This is a genomic window from Aerococcus urinaeequi (genome assembly GCF_001543205.1).
In the GTDB taxonomy this organism is placed as follows: domain Bacteria; phylum Bacillota; class Bacilli; order Lactobacillales; family Aerococcaceae; genus Aerococcus; species Aerococcus urinaeequi.
In genome coordinates this window covers 727,869-743,949 of sequence record NZ_CP014162.1, presented here as the reverse complement: position 1 = coordinate 743,949, position 16,081 = coordinate 727,869, and the positions used below count along the sequence as shown (strand labels likewise).

The 16,081-nt window shown below is 39.5% G+C and carries 14 protein-coding genes; 12 read left to right on the top strand and 2 right to left on the bottom strand.

Annotated features, from left to right (window positions below):
• Positions 1-13: 13 nt before the first annotated feature.
• From rapZ to whiA, 3 genes are read left to right on the top strand one after another with little or no spacing between them, the layout of a single operon-like run.
• Entirely contained in the window at positions 14-901 is an 888-nt protein-coding gene (gene rapZ / locus AWM74_RS03365; RefSeq protein ID WP_026465259.1) for an RNase adapter RapZ, read from the top strand.
• A complete protein-coding gene (locus AWM74_RS03360; RefSeq protein ID WP_026465260.1) occupies positions 898-1,929 on the top strand; it encodes a gluconeogenesis factor YvcK family protein in 1,032 nt (343 codons plus the stop codon). Before rapZ ends, AWM74_RS03360 begins: the two co-directional genes overlap by 4 nt.
• Positions 1,930-1,953: 24 nt before the next feature.
• The gene (gene whiA / locus AWM74_RS03355) at positions 1,954-2,898 is read left to right on the top strand and encodes a DNA-binding protein WhiA (protein ID WP_026465261.1); all 945 of its coding nucleotides are present in this window, start codon (positions 1,954-1,956) and stop codon (positions 2,896-2,898) included.
• A 390-nt stretch (positions 2,899-3,288) separates the two neighbouring features.
• On the opposite strand, the gene AWM74_RS03350 is transcribed toward whiA, so the two are convergent.
• Positions 3,289-3,714 (bottom strand): anthrone oxygenase family protein, encoded by a 426-nt coding sequence (locus AWM74_RS03350; protein ID WP_026465262.1) that lies wholly within the window; start codon positions 3,712-3,714, stop codon positions 3,289-3,291.
• Between the two features lie 197 nt (positions 3,715-3,911).
• Positions 3,912-4,292, bottom strand: a complete 381-nt coding sequence (locus AWM74_RS03345) for a single-stranded DNA-binding protein (protein ID WP_026465263.1) — start codon at positions 4,290-4,292, stop codon at positions 3,912-3,914.
• Positions 4,293-4,554: 262 nt separating this feature from the next.
• On the opposite strand from AWM74_RS03345, the gene AWM74_RS03340 reads away from it, so the two are divergent.
• The 9 genes from AWM74_RS03340 (at position 4,555) to AWM74_RS03300 (ending at position 15,942) form a co-directional block, all read left to right on the top strand.
• Positions 4,555-5,280, top strand: a complete 726-nt coding sequence (locus tag AWM74_RS03340; RefSeq protein WP_026465264.1) for a response regulator transcription factor — start codon at positions 4,555-4,557, stop codon at positions 5,278-5,280.
• Positions 5,281-5,282: 2 nt separating this feature from the next.
• Complete coding sequence (locus AWM74_RS03335; protein ID WP_026465265.1) at positions 5,283-6,725, top strand: sensor histidine kinase; 1,443 nt, start codon at positions 5,283-5,285, stop codon at positions 6,723-6,725.
• Positions 6,726-6,765: 40 nt separating this feature from the next.
• A complete protein-coding gene (locus tag AWM74_RS03330) occupies positions 6,766-7,416 on the top strand; it encodes a VanZ family protein (protein ID WP_026465266.1) in 651 nt (216 codons plus the stop codon).
• Positions 7,409-8,629, top strand: coding sequence for a class I SAM-dependent rRNA methyltransferase (locus AWM74_RS03325; protein ID WP_026465267.1), 1,221 nt, complete (start codon positions 7,409-7,411; stop codon positions 8,627-8,629). Before AWM74_RS03330 ends, AWM74_RS03325 begins: the two co-directional genes overlap by 8 nt.
• Before the next feature lie 435 nt (positions 8,630-9,064).
• Positions 9,065-10,180, top strand: coding sequence for an S-(hydroxymethyl)glutathione dehydrogenase/class III alcohol dehydrogenase (locus AWM74_RS03320; protein WP_026465268.1), 1,116 nt, complete (start codon positions 9,065-9,067; stop codon positions 10,178-10,180).
• Between the two features lie 6 nt (positions 10,181-10,186).
• Positions 10,187-11,020, top strand: a complete 834-nt coding sequence (gene fghA / locus AWM74_RS03315) for an S-formylglutathione hydrolase (RefSeq protein WP_026465269.1) — start codon at positions 10,187-10,189, stop codon at positions 11,018-11,020.
• A 289-nt stretch (positions 11,021-11,309) separates the two neighbouring features.
• On the top strand, positions 11,310-12,011 hold the full coding sequence (locus AWM74_RS03310; RefSeq protein WP_026465270.1) for an ABC transporter ATP-binding protein: 702 nt from the start codon (positions 11,310-11,312) through the stop codon (positions 12,009-12,011).
• A 10-nt stretch (positions 12,012-12,021) separates the two neighbouring features.
• Positions 12,022-14,859, top strand: coding sequence for an ABC transporter permease (locus AWM74_RS03305; protein WP_026465271.1), 2,838 nt, complete (start codon positions 12,022-12,024; stop codon positions 14,857-14,859).
• Positions 14,860-15,441: 582 nt separating this feature from the next.
• On the top strand, positions 15,442-15,942 hold the full coding sequence (locus AWM74_RS03300; protein WP_026465272.1) for a MepB family protein: 501 nt from the start codon (positions 15,442-15,444) through the stop codon (positions 15,940-15,942).
• Positions 15,943-16,081: the final 139 nt, after the last annotated feature.

The window sequence follows — 16,081 nt, the reverse complement described above, 5'->3', positions numbered from 1 at the left end:
AGGAAAAAACAAATTGAATGATCAATTAAAATTAGTCATTATCACAGGTATGAGCGGTGCCGGTAAAACGGTCGCTCTACAAAGTTTTGAAGATATGGGTTACTACTGCGTGGATAATATGCCGCCGTCGCTATTACCTAAATTCTGGGATTTAATCAAAGAAACGGGGAAAATCAGTAAAATCTGTTTAGTGATTGATTTACGTTCACGTTCATTCTTTGATGAGTTATTAACAGAGATTAATGGTATGGACAACACAAACACCGTTGAAATGTCCGTATTATTCCTAGAAGCGGATGATCAGACTTTAGTGGCGCGTTATAAAGAAACACGCCGTGCCCACCCACTTCAAAAAGATGGGGTTTCTGTCTTAGAAGCGATTCAAAAAGAAAAAATCTTATTAAATGATATTCGTAAGGAATCTTCAGTGATAGATACGACAAACTTAACACCGCGTAAATTCCGCGAGTTATTGTTGACCGAATTCCAATCTGAAGATGAGGGTACCTTCACTGTTAACGTCATGTCATTTGGTTTCAAATATGGTTTACCTATTGATTCAGATATCGTGATGGACGTCCGTTTCTTACCAAATCCGCATTATATCGATGAATTACGCCCGATGACAGGGCTAGATGCACCAGTTTATGACTATGTCATGTCTCAGCCAGAAACAGAGACTTTCTACCGTAAATTCACTGATTTATTAGATTTTGAATTACCTTTATATGAAAAAGAAGGGAAATCTAGTCTGACGATCACTATCGGTTGTACAGGCGGTCAGCACCGGTCAATTGCCTTGACTGAACGTGTTGCCCACCATATCCAAGACCTAGGTTACAAGGTCAACATCATCCACCGTGATCGCGCAAAAAGAAAAGAGTCGATGAACCTATCGTGATTAATAAAAATCCACGTCCGGGTAGACGGCCAAAGGTTGCGGTCATCGGAGGCGGAACGGGCCTTCCTATCTTGTTGGAAGGTCTAAAGAATGCTGATTGTAATGTGACAGCCATCGTCACAGTGGCTGATGATGGTGGGTCGAGTGGATCTTTACGTAATGCAGTCAGTACAATTCCTCCAGGAGATATCCGTAACTGCCTAGTTGCGCTATCGGACATGAAGAAAATATATAAAGATGTATTCCAATACCGTTTTAGTGAAGAAGATAAAGAATTTTCTGGTCACGCGATTGGGAATTTAATCATTGCAGCCATTGCTGAAATGCGGGGAGATACCTTTGCCGCTTTGCGTCTACTTTCTTTTATGATGGAAGTGGATGGCAAGGTCTTGCCAGCTTGTGAGGAAGCGCTTGTTTTACAAGGACATTTTGCAGATGGGACTATGATTGAAGGGGAAACGGCTGTTGTAGCCCACCCTGACCAAATTCAAGAAGTGACTGTTCGCTTGGCTAATGACCGACCGAAAGTGGATGTGTCGGGTAACCCAATCACCAGTCCGCGTGCTGGGCGTGAAGTGGTGTCAGAAATAATGCAGGCCGATATGGTCATTCTGGGCCCAGGTTCTTTATACACGTCTATTTTGCCAAATGTGGCAATTGAGGAAATTCGAAACGCAATTGTTGACACGCCCGCAAAAGTTGTCTATATTTGTAATATCATGACACAACTTGGCGAGACTGAGCATTTCTCAGACGCAGACCATGTACGTGTAATTAACGAACACTTAGGGGCTAAGGCGATAGACACGGTGCTATTGAATAAAACCCCAGTACCCTTTGAATACTTGGAGGGTGCCAGTGAAAAGGACTATTTAGTTCAAATCACACAAGACCGTCAAGGCTTGGCAGATCAAAAATGTCAGGTGGTTGGCTGTGACTTTTTAAATCTTGAAAAGAGTGGGGTTTACCACAACCAGGATAAATTAGTAGGCGCTATTATGGATGTCATGAACGATCGCATAAAATAAAGTGAATAAGAAAGAGGTGAGCTGGTGGCTTCATTTGCAGGAGATGTAAAGAAAGAACTCACTCAGCTAACAGTGGACTATGAGCACGCGCGTTCAGAGCTAGCAGCCATTCTACGTATGAACGGATCGATTTCCCTTATGAATGGGCAATTAATCTTAAATGTACAGACAGAAAATGCTGCAATTGCCCGACGAATCTACTCACTGTTGAAGGAATTTTTTCATACCCACGGTGAGTTGGTTGTTCGGAAGAAAATGAAATTAAAGAAGAATAATATCTATATCGTGCGGGTGAAAGACCGGGTTGAGGAAATCTTGAAGGATTTGGAAATTCTAGATACTTTGGTCATCAATCCAAATATTTCAGCCGAAATGATGGAGAATGAACAGCGGAGTAGGTCATACTTGCGTGGAGCGTTCTTGGCTGGTGGTTCAGTGAATAATCCTGAAAAATCAGCTTATCATTTAGAAATCTATTCAGTGTATGAAGAGCATTGCGAAGACTTGGTGACTATGATGAACAAGTTTAATTTAAATGCGCGGTCAGTGGAACGTCGGTCTGGTTATATCGCTTATTTAAAAGGATCAGAACAGATTGCTGACTTCTTAGCCCTAATTGGGGCCACTTCTTCTATGCTGAAGTTTGAAGATATTCGGATTGTTCGCGACATGCGTAATTCAGTCAACCGGATTGTCAACTGTGAGAATGCCAACTTAAATAAGACGGTGACAGCAGCTTCCAAGCAGGTTGAAAATATCGAATTGATTCAAGCAACCGTAGGGATTGGTGAATTACCTGAAAAATTACAAGAGATTGCCTTACTGCGGTTGGAAAACCCAGAGGCATCTATTAAAGAATTAGGGGAACTGGTTGACGGTGAACCGATTTCTAAATCAGGTGTCAACCACCGACTACGTAAGATTAACCAATACGCTGAGCAATTAAGAAATACAGCAATTACACAGTAGGATAAATTTAGAAGAATAGATATAGAATGAAGCGATTTGACGGTGGGTGACTGCTTGAAAATCGCTTTTTTAATTGCAATTTTCGTGGATATAATCATTTGGTTATAGCAGGCGCCAAAATTCAGTATTGGTCATTTTTTCTTTGTATTACATAATATAGGATGATCATTCAGCCAGATGATTGTTCAGTAAAAACGCCTTAAAAAAATTCACGATAAAAGCCTTGTGGATGAAGATTTTCTTCAGTCACAAGACCTTTTCTATAGCTGATGCATGTGCAGGTGACCAGCTGGTATTAGGTTTGGTTTAGTGAATAATTAGGTGACGGTAGGCTAGTCATTTAATGATGGTATGTTTAATCACTAGATATTGGTGTAGCTAATATTATTATTAGCTGATGGCTAGGGCTAAGGCGACAAGGGCAGACCCAGTTCTCACATGGTTCCACCTAGACCATTGTTGGACAAAGTCAGTCCAATCGGTTCGGATTTTCCGGTTAGCTAGTTGGCGGTTTAGTGGCATATTGAAGGCGATAGTTACGCCGATGACACCGACAAAATAAATCACAAAGCTCAGATATATTTGCCAGTCAATGGGGTTGCCCAGCAAAATAATCGCAATGAATAAAAATATCGGTGCGAAAAAACTGCCTAGAAATTGGTCGTTTTCAACCTGCTTATTGATGTCCTGCATAATCCTTTGGCCAACGTTACCGGCTTGTTTACCAAGAACTGGCATGATGGTGTTGGAGAAAGAAAAATAGAAGCCTAGTTGGATGGCTAGGCAAAGGACATAGACAACCTGAAAAATAGACATACTTGCTTCCCCCTAACCAGAATGTGTTCTACAATAGTTTCACTAATAGCTTTTATTAAACGCCTGAATTCAAGTCTATATAAAAGTTTTTCTATAAGTCTATTGTACTGGAACATTTTTCTACTGGAAAGTGTGGGACCTATCTAAATCAGGATGGGGCCAAATTTAAATTGAGCTAGTATAGTTTGCTATCTTGATTAATCTAAAATCAGGGTTTCGATATTGGTCATTAATTGTTCGGCAGGGTTTTGCGGTTGATCAATGCCCATTTTCTTACGAAGGAAAGTCACTTCAGATACTTGCACCTCAATTGTTGAGGCGTTTTGACCTTGTTTATTTTCAAACTGACGCATACGCAATTGACCAACAACCGCTAATTCATCGCCTTTTTGCATGTAGGTATCAATGAGTTTAGCCGTCCCGTTCCAAGCGGTAATAGGGATAAAGTCGACATGGTCAGTCCCATCTTTCCCTTTACGGTTAATGGCTACTGCGTTGTTGACCACTTGTCGGTCGTTTGAAATTTCAGTTAGGGTGACTTCTCTGGCTAAACGTCCGATTAATTGCACTTGATTCATTTTTCATCCTCCTAAGGTTTCTGACTCAACTAGAGGTTGTCCCTCCAATCTATTACATACGTATTTATTCGCCAATTCCCCCAAAAAAGTTCATATTTTTTTGATATTTTATAAAATTAAACCAAAAGATAGGTAAAGATAGCCGGTCGTTAGGTATTTTAGGGTACAATATAGGAGAATAGAGATTCTGCCCTAAACCACCCAATAGTAGCGCCGGACTATATATTAAAGGAATAATTTGACTTATAAGGAGGACGAAAACATGAACATCTTGATGATTGAAGATAACGAAAGTGTTGCAGAGATGATGAGTATGTTTTTTGAACAACAAAAAGACTGGGAAGCGACGTTTATCCAAGATGGTGAAGAGGGCTGGCAACACTATTTAGCTAACGAGGAAACGATTGAAATGGTGATTTTGGATTTAAACTTACCAAGTAAAGATGGGATTCAAATCTGTCGGGACATCCGCCAACAAAATAAACAAGTACCAATTATCATGCTGACTGCTCGTGACGCAGAAAGCGAGCAAGTCCTTGGTTTAGGCCTTGGTGCCGATGATTACGTGACCAAACCCTTTGACCCAATCACCTTTATGGCCCGGATGCGTGCATTATACCGCCGTAGCCAATTGTCTGAATCATCAGTTGAAGCCACAGAGGAAAAGGGCAATGCGGACCAATTTGACATCCAAACAGAATTTATCCGGATCAACAGCCAAAACCGTGAAGCCTTCTATAAAGACCAATTAATTCAACATTTAACACCAAAAGAATTTGAAATTCTACAATTGTTGGCTCGTCGTCCAAAACAAGTATTCACACGGGAACACTTACTGACAACGCTATGGGAAGACCCATTCTACGGGGATGAGCGTACAGTAGATGCCCACATTAAAAAGCTACGTCAAAAAATGGAAGAGTATGGGCCTCAACTTATTCAAACAGTCTGGGGAGTAGGCTATAAATTCGACGAAACCGGTGTTTAACAATGAAATTGAACTTTTTTTACCAACAAATTCTCAGCTTTCTAGTGGTCATTGGTATGACCATAGCAGCCATGGGGGTAACTTTGTTTTCTTTTTCAAGGGACCAGGTGCTCCTAAGGCAAGAACAACAATTGAATGACATTGCCCACTTTATTTCAGGGCAGACCATTTCACCTGAATTCTTAGCTTCAATGGAACCCTTACTGCAGTCGTCCAATATGAAGTTGTTCTATTTTAATGCGGACAACGAATTGATTTATCCAACCGATGAAGCAGTGGCCATTCCAAATAATCAGTTGACGGATGAAGAATTGAAGACGTTAGAAAATGGTCATGACTTGAATTTACGGACTTTTGAAATGGGCTTTACGGAAAAAGTCGGAGATGCCTTAGCCATCTTCATGCCGCTAACCAATGCAGAAAACCAGTCCTTTGCGGGTTACTTAGTTATTGGGGTGCCGTCTAGTCAATCCGATGCCATTATTGATAACCTGGTGCACAATGTGGTTAAAGGGATCATGATTGCCTTGATTATTGCGGTCATCTTTTCAGTGATTATTGCCGGATACCAAAATAAACGGATTCGCCGAATCCAGGAGGCCACCCAAAAAATTGCGCAAGGTGACTATTCGGTTCGTTTAGAGGTCAGTAATATTGATGAATTTGATGATTTAGCTAAGGACTTTAACCAAATGGCGGTTGCCTTAAGGGAGTCTGAAGTGGAAATCGACCGACAAGAAAACATCCGCCGTCAATTGATGATGGATGTGGCCCATGAAATTCGGACCCCGCTAACGACTATGATTGGTTTATTAGAAGGATTAAGACAAAAAGTATTGCCTGAAGATAAAATTGACCGGTCTGTGGATTTGATGTATAAGGAAGCCAACCGATTAAATCGGTTAGTTAACGAAAATCTGGATATTGAAAAAATACGATCCAATGAAATTGTATTGAAGAAATCAAAATTCAATGCAGCCGAAGTTTTAAGGGATATTTCGCTCCAATTATCAGAAACAGCCAAAGTTAAACACATCAAATTTGAATTGGATATGCCAGATGAAGTGCCGATTTATGCTGATTATGACCGATTCCACCAAATTATCTTCAATATCACCCAAAATGCGGTACAATTTACCGATTATGGCGAAATTTTTATGTCTAGCGCCTTTCAAGATGGGGAAACTTATATTAAAATAAAAGATTCAGGTATGGGCATGACGAAAGAACAAGTCGAAAATATCTGGGAGCGATTCTATAAAGCAGATATTTCCCGGAAAAATAATGAATTCGGTGAATCTGGTTTAGGTTTATCGATTGTTAAACAACTCGTTGAATTACATCAAGCCACTATCCACGTGGAGAGTGAAGCAGGCGTTGGGACAATATTTACCCTAGTATTTTACGACCGTGAAACATTGGCAGAAAAAAATAAGGTCGAATAGCTTTTAAGCAATCGACTGGTAACAAAAGGATTGAAACAAGATGTATTTTTTAGGGCCGTTACTTATATGGCTAGAAGACATTTCTGCAGGCAGAATTTTAAATTTCCATTTAGTAGAGTTATCGTTGTTTAGTTTGGATAAAACCATCTTCTATATGATTGCTTTACTGGTTATTCAAGCAGGAATCATTTTCTATAAACGGTCTAAGAATACAAATTATTCGATTGACTGGTTTAGAGAAGCAATCAAATTTATCTTTGCCATATATTTAATATTGTTGGTACATTTAACCGTATTACGTTATGATTGGCAATGGTGGCAAGCGTCCTTCAATTTTGAACGGTCGCTGAATGAATTAAATTGGATACCACTGGTTGATACTATTAAGTTAAGAAACGGGTCCGCATTTTCCTTCTGGTATAACTTCTTTGGAAATGTTGTTTGGTTCTTTCCATTTGGTATGATGCTCCCCTATATCTTTAAGATGAAGCGTGCCTTCTTCATCACGTTACTTTGGGGATTGTTATTTTCCGTATCAATTGAAACCATGCAATTTTATTTAGAAACAGGCGTAAGTCATATTGATGACGTCATTTTTAATGGCGCAGGGGTAATCATCGGTTACCTGATCTATGACATTTTGAAAATCAGCAACAGGTATATAAAAGGGAGAAGAAATACAAATGGCTAAAACAAACACACAATTACCCAAAAAGGAACTACGTAAATGGGCAACAGTCCAAGTGAAAAAAGGACAAATCCTTTTAACTGAGAAAGACTTCGTTAATCCACCATCATTTACTGAAGGTGAACTAGTCGAAATCATCGGTATCGACCACGAATTCCTAGGATACGGCTACATGGCCAAGCAACATAAAGGTGTTGGTTGGATCCTAACAACTGACCAAAACGCTGACACAGGCTTACTTGGTGACCTTGATTTCGTACAAGCAAAACTTCAAGAAGCCAAAAACCAACGTCAAGCCTTGTTAATCGACGATATGACCACTGCCTTCCGTATTTTCAACGGTGAAGGTGACGGCATCGGTGGTTTCACAATCGACTGGTACGCAGGTTACGCCTTGATCCAATGGTATTCAGAAGGTATTTACCGCTACAAAGACATTATCCTAGAAGCCCTAAACAATGTATTCCCAGAACTTAAAGGTATTGTTGGGAAAAACAGATTCAACTTAGATGGTACAGGCAGTGCTAAACAATCAGAAGTTTTAGCTGGCGATATTCCTGAAACCTTAACCATCCAAGAAAACGGCGTAAACTACATCGTTCGTCTTGATGACGGTTGGATGACAGGGATCTTCCTTGACCAACGTAACGTCCGTAACTACATTCAAACTGAAATTGCACCAGGTAAATCATTGCTGAACTTGTTCTCATACACAGGTGCTTTCTCTGTCGCTGCAGCACTAGGTGGGGCAGCTGAAACGATGAGTGTTGATGTTGCAAAACGAAGCCTACAATTAACGCAAGAACAATTCCAAGCGAATGGTTTAGAAATCGGTGACCAACACAAAGTCCGCGTGATGGATGTATTCAACTACTTAGATTATGCCAAAACACATGATCTACGTTTTGACATCGTGGTCCTTGATCCACCATCATTCTCACGTACGAAAAAACACACTTTCCAAGCAAGTAAAGACTACCGCAACCTAGTTGCTTCAGCATTATCAATCTTAAACACAGGCGGTTACTTGGTAAGTTCAACAAATGCCGCCAACATGACTAAAGAAGATTTCATTAAACAGATCGGTGAAGGTTCAGATGACGCACGCGTGGACATCATGCCTGTAGCTGACTTTGGCTTACCAGTCGACTTCCCGGCACCAAAAGGTAACCCGGAAAGTGACTACCTAAAAGTAGAAATCTTCCAAAAATTATAATAAAGATTAACTTGTAAGCCTTCAGCTTACGCTTTCTCTATCATACCATTGAATGCAATGGGACCGCCCTCAGAAAATTTTTCTGAGGGCTTTTTTGACGACTCATTCTGTAAGGTGTGCCCCCACCTAACAGTCTGATGATGTCGAGAAAAAATGATGACCTTGTTTTCTAATGTCGTTTTTTTAACAGGTGGTCACCATTTTTTACAAAAAATATATTTTGCACACTACTAAAGTTTGTCGTCGATTTTATATAAAGATTTACTTCTTGACCAACTTCAATTCTTGAAAAATGAATCATCAGCTTCAAATCCGGAAGTCCTTTTTCCAAAAAATGATATAGTGATATAAATGTCAGTATTGTGCTATAAATGGTAGTATGTAATTATGGTAATACAAGTAATTGAAAAAGCACAACAGAAAGTAGGAATTTGAATGAAAAGTAGAGCTGCTGTTGCATTTAATCCAGGTGAACCGCTGGAGATTGTTGAAATTGATGTTGCGGAACCAAAGGCGAAAGAGGTATTGGTGAAAATTTTATATACTTCTGTCTGCCATACGGATGCATTTACCTTATCAGGTGATGATCCAGAGGGTGTATTCCCTGCTGTACTAGGCCATGAGGGTGCTGGTGTGGTGGTTGCTGTAGGTGATGAAGTGACGTCTGTTGAAGTGGGCGATCACGTGATTCCGCTATACACGGCTGAATGTGGGGAGTGTAAATTCTGTCGTTCTGGTAAAACCAACTTATGTAGTGCTGTCCGTGAAACGCAGGGTAAAGGGTTAATGCCTGATGGCACTACGCGTTTCTCTTATAACGGCGAGCCTATTTACCATTACATGGGGACAAGTACTTTTAGTGAGTATACGGTTGTTCCTGAGATTTCTTTAGCGAAAATTGATAAGGAAGCGCCACTTGATAAAGTCGGTCTATTTGGTTGTGGTGTCACAACTGGGATCGGTGCAGTCCATAACACCGCTAAAGTAGAAGAAGGCGCTGTGACGGCTGTATTTGGTTTAGGTGCCATTGGATTAGCGGCTATTCAAGGTTTGGTGCAAGCGAAAGCAAGTCGTATTATTGTAATTGACTTGAACGAAGACAAGTTTGAACTAGCTGAAAAAATGGGTGCTACTGACTTCCTAAATCCATCTAAATTCGACCAACCAATCCAAGATGTCATCATTGAAATGACAGACGGTGGGGTAGATTACAGTTTCGAGTGTATCGGAAACGTTGACGTGATGCGTTCGGCCTTAGAAGCTTGTCATAAAGGCTGGGGTGAAAGTGTCATTATCGGTGTTGCCGGTGCGGGTAAAGAAATTCACACACGTCCCTTCCAATTAGTAACAGGTCGTGTATGGCGCGGGTCTGCTTTTGGTGGCGTGAAAGGTAGAACGCAACTACCAGGTATGGTTCAAGATTACATGAACGGTGAGATTGATATCGATTCATTTATCACCCATAACCTTGATTTCACAGACATCAATGAGGCGTTTGACCTGCTGCATAAAGGTGAATCTATCCGTACCATGTTGACTTATGGGGAGTAATGAAAAATGACTTTAGAAATGATTGCTAGCAATCGTGCCTTTGGCGGTGAACACCGCAAATACCGCCATTTCTCAAAGACCTTACAATGTGACATGACCTTTAGTCTATTCTTGCCATCTAACGAAGAAGGGCAAGAAATCCCGCTAGTTTGGTTTTTATCCGGTTTAACTTGTACAGACGATAACTTTAGTCAAAAAAGTGGTTTTCAAAGATTAGCTGAACAACACCAAGTGGCCGTTTTGATTCCAGACACCTCACCACGCGGAGAGGATATTGCTGATGACGACGCTTATGACCTTGGTCAAGGGGCAGGATTCTATTTGAATGCCACACAAGAACCGTGGGCTAATCACTACAAAATGTATGATTATCTGGTGAATGAATTAGGTCAAATTGCAGCCGATTTAATTCCTCATTATGCGGGCAAAGAAAGTATTATGGGCCACTCAATGGGCGGACACGGCGCCTTAGTTATTGGCTTGAAAAACGCCAACCGCTTCAAAGCCATCTCTGCCTTTGCACCCATTCTAAACCCAAGCCAAGTGCCGTGGGGGATTAAAGCCTTCACAACTTATCTAGGTGAAAATGAGGAAGCTTGGAAAGAATGGGATGCCACAGAACTGATTAAAGACGTTGACGCGCCGTCAATTCTAATCACTCAAGGTAGCCAAGATGAATTCTATCCAGAACAATTAGACGAAAGCCATTTCCTCGAAAACACCAAGGAAAATGGTCAAGCAGTCAATTATCAAAAAGTAGAAGGCTATGACCATAGCTACTACTTCATCGCCAGCTTCCTAGAAGACCACTTCGCCTTCCACAAACAACATTTAAAATAACATAACAATGACGTCCCTTGAAGTAGACATGACAAGCTACTTTAGGGGCTTTTTTGATTGGGAAAAAGAGACGCTAGGTTAAATCGGACTGATGAATAATTATTAAACATACAGATAAGTAAATTTATATCTTTATCAAAATCATCTACCTCATAGATTATTTAAATAACTTAAATTAAATATCCCGATTCTTTGATTTTTCTTGACCAAATAGTTTATGATTAAGGATGATTGGGAGTAAAGACGAAGAATTAGGGTAAATAAAAAAAGGAAAGTATGGTGTTGTATAATGGCCTATATCCACTTAAAGGATGTTGTAAAACAATATGGGACAGGGAATACGGCGATTTTAGCCAATGATCATGTCAATTTAGAAATTGAAGAAGGCGAATTTGTGGTTATTTTGGGACCATCTGGTGCTGGAAAATCAACATTATTAAATATTTTGGGTGGTATGGATGCAGTAACTTCGGGCGAAGTTTTAGTAGCAGATAAAAACATCGCTTCGTATGACGAGAAAGGGTTAACCGAATACCGGCGTGACGAAGTGGGGTTCATTTTCCAAAATTATAACTTAATCCCTAATTTGACGGCTATTGAAAATGTAGAGGTATCAGAAGAAATTTCAGATAATTCACTTGCAGCTAAGGATGCCTTACAGGGGGTTGGTTTATACCATCGTAAAGACAATTTCCCATCACAATTATCTGGGGGAGAGCAACAACGCGTATCTATTGCTCGGGCAATTGCTAAGAATCCTAAACTACTCCTTTGTGATGAGCCAACTGGTGCCTTAGATTATGAAACTGGGAAAAAGGTTTTAGGCTTTCTACAAGACTTAACCAATGAACAGGGGACAACTGTTGTTGTCATCACCCATAACCAAGCGATTGCCCCAATGGCTGACCGTGTCATCAAAATCAATGATGGGACTGTTTCATCACAGGAATTAAATGAGCAACCAGTGCCGATTCAAGATATTGAATGGTAGGTGGTAGTGAATGAAAAATAAAAAAATATGGTTGGATGGTTTTCGTGAGATCAAACATACCCTGGGACGATTTTTAGCCCTCTTATTGATTATTGCACTAGGCACAGGTTTTTTCGTAGGGATTCGAGCTGCTGCGCCGGATATGATTGCAATAGCGGACAAGTATTTTAACCAAACTAACTTAGAAGATATGTCTATTCAGTCAACCATGGGACTTGGTGAGGATGATTTAGCCTTATTAGAAGATGTGGAAGATATTGAATATCAACCTTATGGCTATGTTGACCGTCAGATTGCTACGAGTAATGATTTAGTTCGTTTCTATCCAAACTTCAATGAAACATCAGATATCAACCAATTTGATGTCCAAGAAGGGCGGTTACCTGAAGCAACCGATGAAATCGCCATTGATAACCAATTAGCCAATGATGAAAACTACCAAATTGGACAAGAAATCAGTTTAACTGATTTAGGTGTCAACTCAGAAGACAATGAAAGTGGTGCCCCAACTCTTTCGGGTGAGACCTTTACCATTGTCGGCTACGTAAATTCACCCCTGCAAATTACAAATATTAGTCGCGGAGCTTCTGCTATTGGGGACGGTCAATTAAACGGTTTCGCAGTTGTAGATCCTAACGTGATTACAGGTGATATTTACACCAATATCGCTATTGATGTAACTTCTGTTGATGACTTAGAAGCCTATTCAGATGAATATGACCAAGTAATTGCAGATAAACAAGCTGAAATAGAGGATATTTTTGCTGACCGTCCGAGTGAAGTTTATCAAGAAAAAGTAACAGAAGCTGAGTCAGAAATTGCCTCTGGACAGGAAGAAATTGATTCCGCTAGATCAGCATTAACTTCTGGTGAAAGTGAATTAAATCAGGCCCAATCAGAAATTGATGCAGGGCAAAATGACCTGGACCAACAACAAAGTCAAGTTGAAGCGCAATTACCAGAGGGTGTATCCCTTGCTCAAGCAGGTATGGCTAGTGTGGCCGCTCAGTTAGAGGCCGGCCAATCAAGTCTAGATGCAGCCCAAAGTGAACTTGACCAAGCTAGAAGTGACTATGAAAGTGAAAGCCAAGAAGCAGAATCGTCTCTAGCTAACGCTGAAGTGGATATTGCGGATGCTGAATCAACAGTAGCTGATTTGAGTGAACCCACTTATTCAATAAATGACCGTTCAGCAGTTTCAGGTTATACAGCCTGGGAGAATAATGCGGATAATATGGCAACAATTGGCCAAGCCTTCCCAATTATTTTCTTTCTGATTGCAGCCTTAGTGTCCTTCACCAATATGCAACGAATGGTGACGGAGCAACGCGTACAAATCGGTACTTATAAAGCATTAGGTTATAGTCCACGTACGATTCAAACCAAATACATCATGTATGCAGGTGTTGCGGCTATTTTAGGGATGATTATTGGTATTTCTATTGGTAACTACCTATTCCCTAATATTATCGTGTCAGCCTTCGCGAATACAGTCGCCTTACCAGGTATTATTTATACATGGCAATTTGTAGATATTTCCCTGGCAGTGGGTATCTCCTTGTTAACAACCGTTTTACCGGCTTGGTTAACAACTAGGACTACCCTGAATGAGAAAACGGCCCGTCTATTACAACCAGCAACAGGCAAGAATGGTCAACATATTTTTCTGGAAAGATTTAAAGGATTCTGGTCACGTTTGAGTTTCCAAGGCAAAATTACCTGGCGGAACATCTTCCTCTATAAAGGTCGTAATTTAATGACGATTATTGGTGTTGCTGGCTGTGCGATGTTGATTGTGACGGGATTTGGTTTATCCGACTCTATTTCCGGTTTACCAGATGAGCAATTCAACCAAGTGAAAATGTATGATGGTAGCATCTCCTTGAATATGGATGCTAGCCAAGAAGACCGGGATCAAGCGATAAGTGACTTAAGCGAAAATGATGACGTTGAAGATGTCTTACCTTTAACCCAAGATATCTTGATGACAGATGATGATGCGATTACCCAACAAATTGTGAGTGTAATGGCATTCAAAGCAGACAGTAATTACCGCGATTATTTCCAAATGCAGGAACTGGATACAGAAAATCAACTGTCCCTTCCAGATGAGGGTATCCTGATTACTGCTAAATTAGCATCCTTACTTGGTGTACAAGCAGGGGATACTGTAACGTTAATTGATACCAATAATGACCCTTATGAATTTTCTGTAAAAGGGGTCATCACCAACTATCTAGGTCATGAAATATATATGACAGATGCTTACTATCAAACAGTCTTTGGTGAAGAAAGTGAAAACAACACAGCCCTTGTCCAATTTGAGAATGATTTATCAACAAAAGACCAAACGCAAATCATGGATCAAGTAAAAGACGCAACCGGTGTGATTGGTACTAGCTTGAATGCAACGCAAATCACTGATTTTGAAGAAACCTTGTCAGCACTTGATTTGGTGACTGTTGTCTTAATTATTTCTGCTGGTGGATTAGCCTTTATTGTCCTTTACTCATTAACGAATATTAATGTGTCAGAGCGGATGCATGAATTAGCGACCGTTAAAGTGCTAGGTTTCCGGTCACTTGAGGTGAGTATGTATGTCTACCGAGAAACTTTATTCTTAACCGTAATTGGGATTATTATCGGAAACTTCTTAGGGTATGGCCTTTTAAGCTACATTTTAAATACGGTTGCCATTGACCAGGTATTCTTCCCGATTGTCATCCTATGGCCATCTTACCTGTATGCAAGTTTAATTACCTTAGCTTTCTCAATTGTGGTCATGATCTTTATGCACTACAAACTGAAGAACGTGGAAATGGTATCAGCACTCAAAGAAGAAGATTAATTAAATTAGGACCGGGATTCATTCCTGGTCTTTTTTTATGGCTTCAATTGTCAAATTAAGTGCAACGATTCATTAAAAAATACGAATGATTGTATTTAAAATGACTTTAGCCAAGTAAGTAATATATCTTTTTAAATACAAGATAAATGTCAGAGAGATATAACCGTATTTTGCTCATATTTGCGTTTTAAGAATAAAACTATATAAATTTAGAGTTTGTTCTAAATGGCCCCTTAAAATGCAAAATAGATATATTAGATTATCACACGCAAATTTGATTTTAGAACGCCACTTTTTAGGTGTGTGAGTGCGCCCTTGGATATCAAATAATATTTACTTCGGGTCTACTTTGTCTACTCGGTAGCCATGAAAAGAACACGCATTTATGCCGAGAAAATTTATTGATGTTGAGAAGAACCCTTAACTAAACTTGCAGACGAATGTCGGCATTGCGTGAGCTATTAAGCCGACCATTCGACAAGTTTTGGGATTGTTAAGGATTCCGAGGCTCACCGTCAATAAAGCAATTGGAATAAAGCAATATTGCTTTATAATTTAATCTGAGTAGAAGGGAGTTTTTTTATGAATAATAATTATGTTTCTATCGTTTTTTTAAATGAGGTTCCGTTGTTTGACTACGGATTTTCTTTGATAAATCATGAATTTGAACAATGGAATCAAGAGTATGAGGCTTTTAATTTTGAGTTTGATGGAGTTGAATTTAAAAGTAGATTGGCTAAAAAAACGCCTAAAAAAGTTGGTTATTTTGTCGCGTTTTGGCGTAAGAATGAGGTTAATAAAAATAGACCTTTTAATTTTAACGAATCAAAAGATAAGTTAATTATTAATATTTTAGATGGATCTAAAAAAGGTCAATTTGTTTTTCCTAAAGATTTATTGGTTAAAAAAGGGATTATTAGTTCTGAAAAGTATAAGGGAAAAATGGCTATTCGTGTTTATCCTAGTTGGGAACAGAATTTGAATAAAACAGCTGTTAGTACTCAAAAATGGCAAATTCCGTATTTTTTAGATTTTAGTAAGGGGTTTGATGAAGAAAAAATCAAGAAATTATATTTAAGTTGATTTTTGTTTTAGAAACGAGTTTCTTCTTGTCTTGATACTATATAGAAATAACTTTTTCTCTAAAAATGCTGTTTATTGTTGATATGACAGTGTTTTAGCTTGTTTTTTGTGTGGAAAGAAAAATTTGACATGAAAAAAC

Excerpts from the sequence above, each read along its gene's own strand:
- AWM74_RS03350 (WP_026465262.1), bottom strand. The coding sequence starts at position 3,714 with ATGTCTATTTTTCAGGTTGTCTATGTCCTTTGCCTAGCCATCCAACTA.
- AWM74_RS03345 (WP_026465263.1), bottom strand. The coding sequence starts at position 4,292 with ATGAATCAAGTGCAATTAATCGGACGTTTAGCCAGAGAAGTCACCCTA.
- AWM74_RS03340 (WP_026465264.1), top strand. The coding sequence starts at position 4,555 with ATGAACATCTTGATGATTGAAGATAACGAAAGTGTTGCAGAGATGATG.
- AWM74_RS03335 (WP_026465265.1), top strand. The coding sequence starts at position 5,283 with ATGAAATTGAACTTTTTTTACCAACAAATTCTCAGCTTTCTAGTGGTC.
- AWM74_RS03330 (WP_026465266.1), top strand. The coding sequence starts at position 6,766 with ATGTATTTTTTAGGGCCGTTACTTATATGGCTAGAAGACATTTCTGCA.
- AWM74_RS03325 (WP_026465267.1), top strand. The coding sequence starts at position 7,409 with ATGGCTAAAACAAACACACAATTACCCAAAAAGGAACTACGTAAATGG.
- AWM74_RS03320 (WP_026465268.1), top strand. The coding sequence starts at position 9,065 with ATGAAAAGTAGAGCTGCTGTTGCATTTAATCCAGGTGAACCGCTGGAG.
- fghA (WP_026465269.1), top strand. The coding sequence starts at position 10,187 with ATGACTTTAGAAATGATTGCTAGCAATCGTGCCTTTGGCGGTGAACAC.
- AWM74_RS03310 (WP_026465270.1), top strand. The coding sequence starts at position 11,310 with ATGGCCTATATCCACTTAAAGGATGTTGTAAAACAATATGGGACAGGG.
- AWM74_RS03305 (WP_026465271.1), top strand. The coding sequence starts at position 12,022 with ATGAAAAATAAAAAAATATGGTTGGATGGTTTTCGTGAGATCAAACAT.
- AWM74_RS03300 (WP_026465272.1), top strand. The coding sequence starts at position 15,442 with ATGAATAATAATTATGTTTCTATCGTTTTTTTAAATGAGGTTCCGTTG.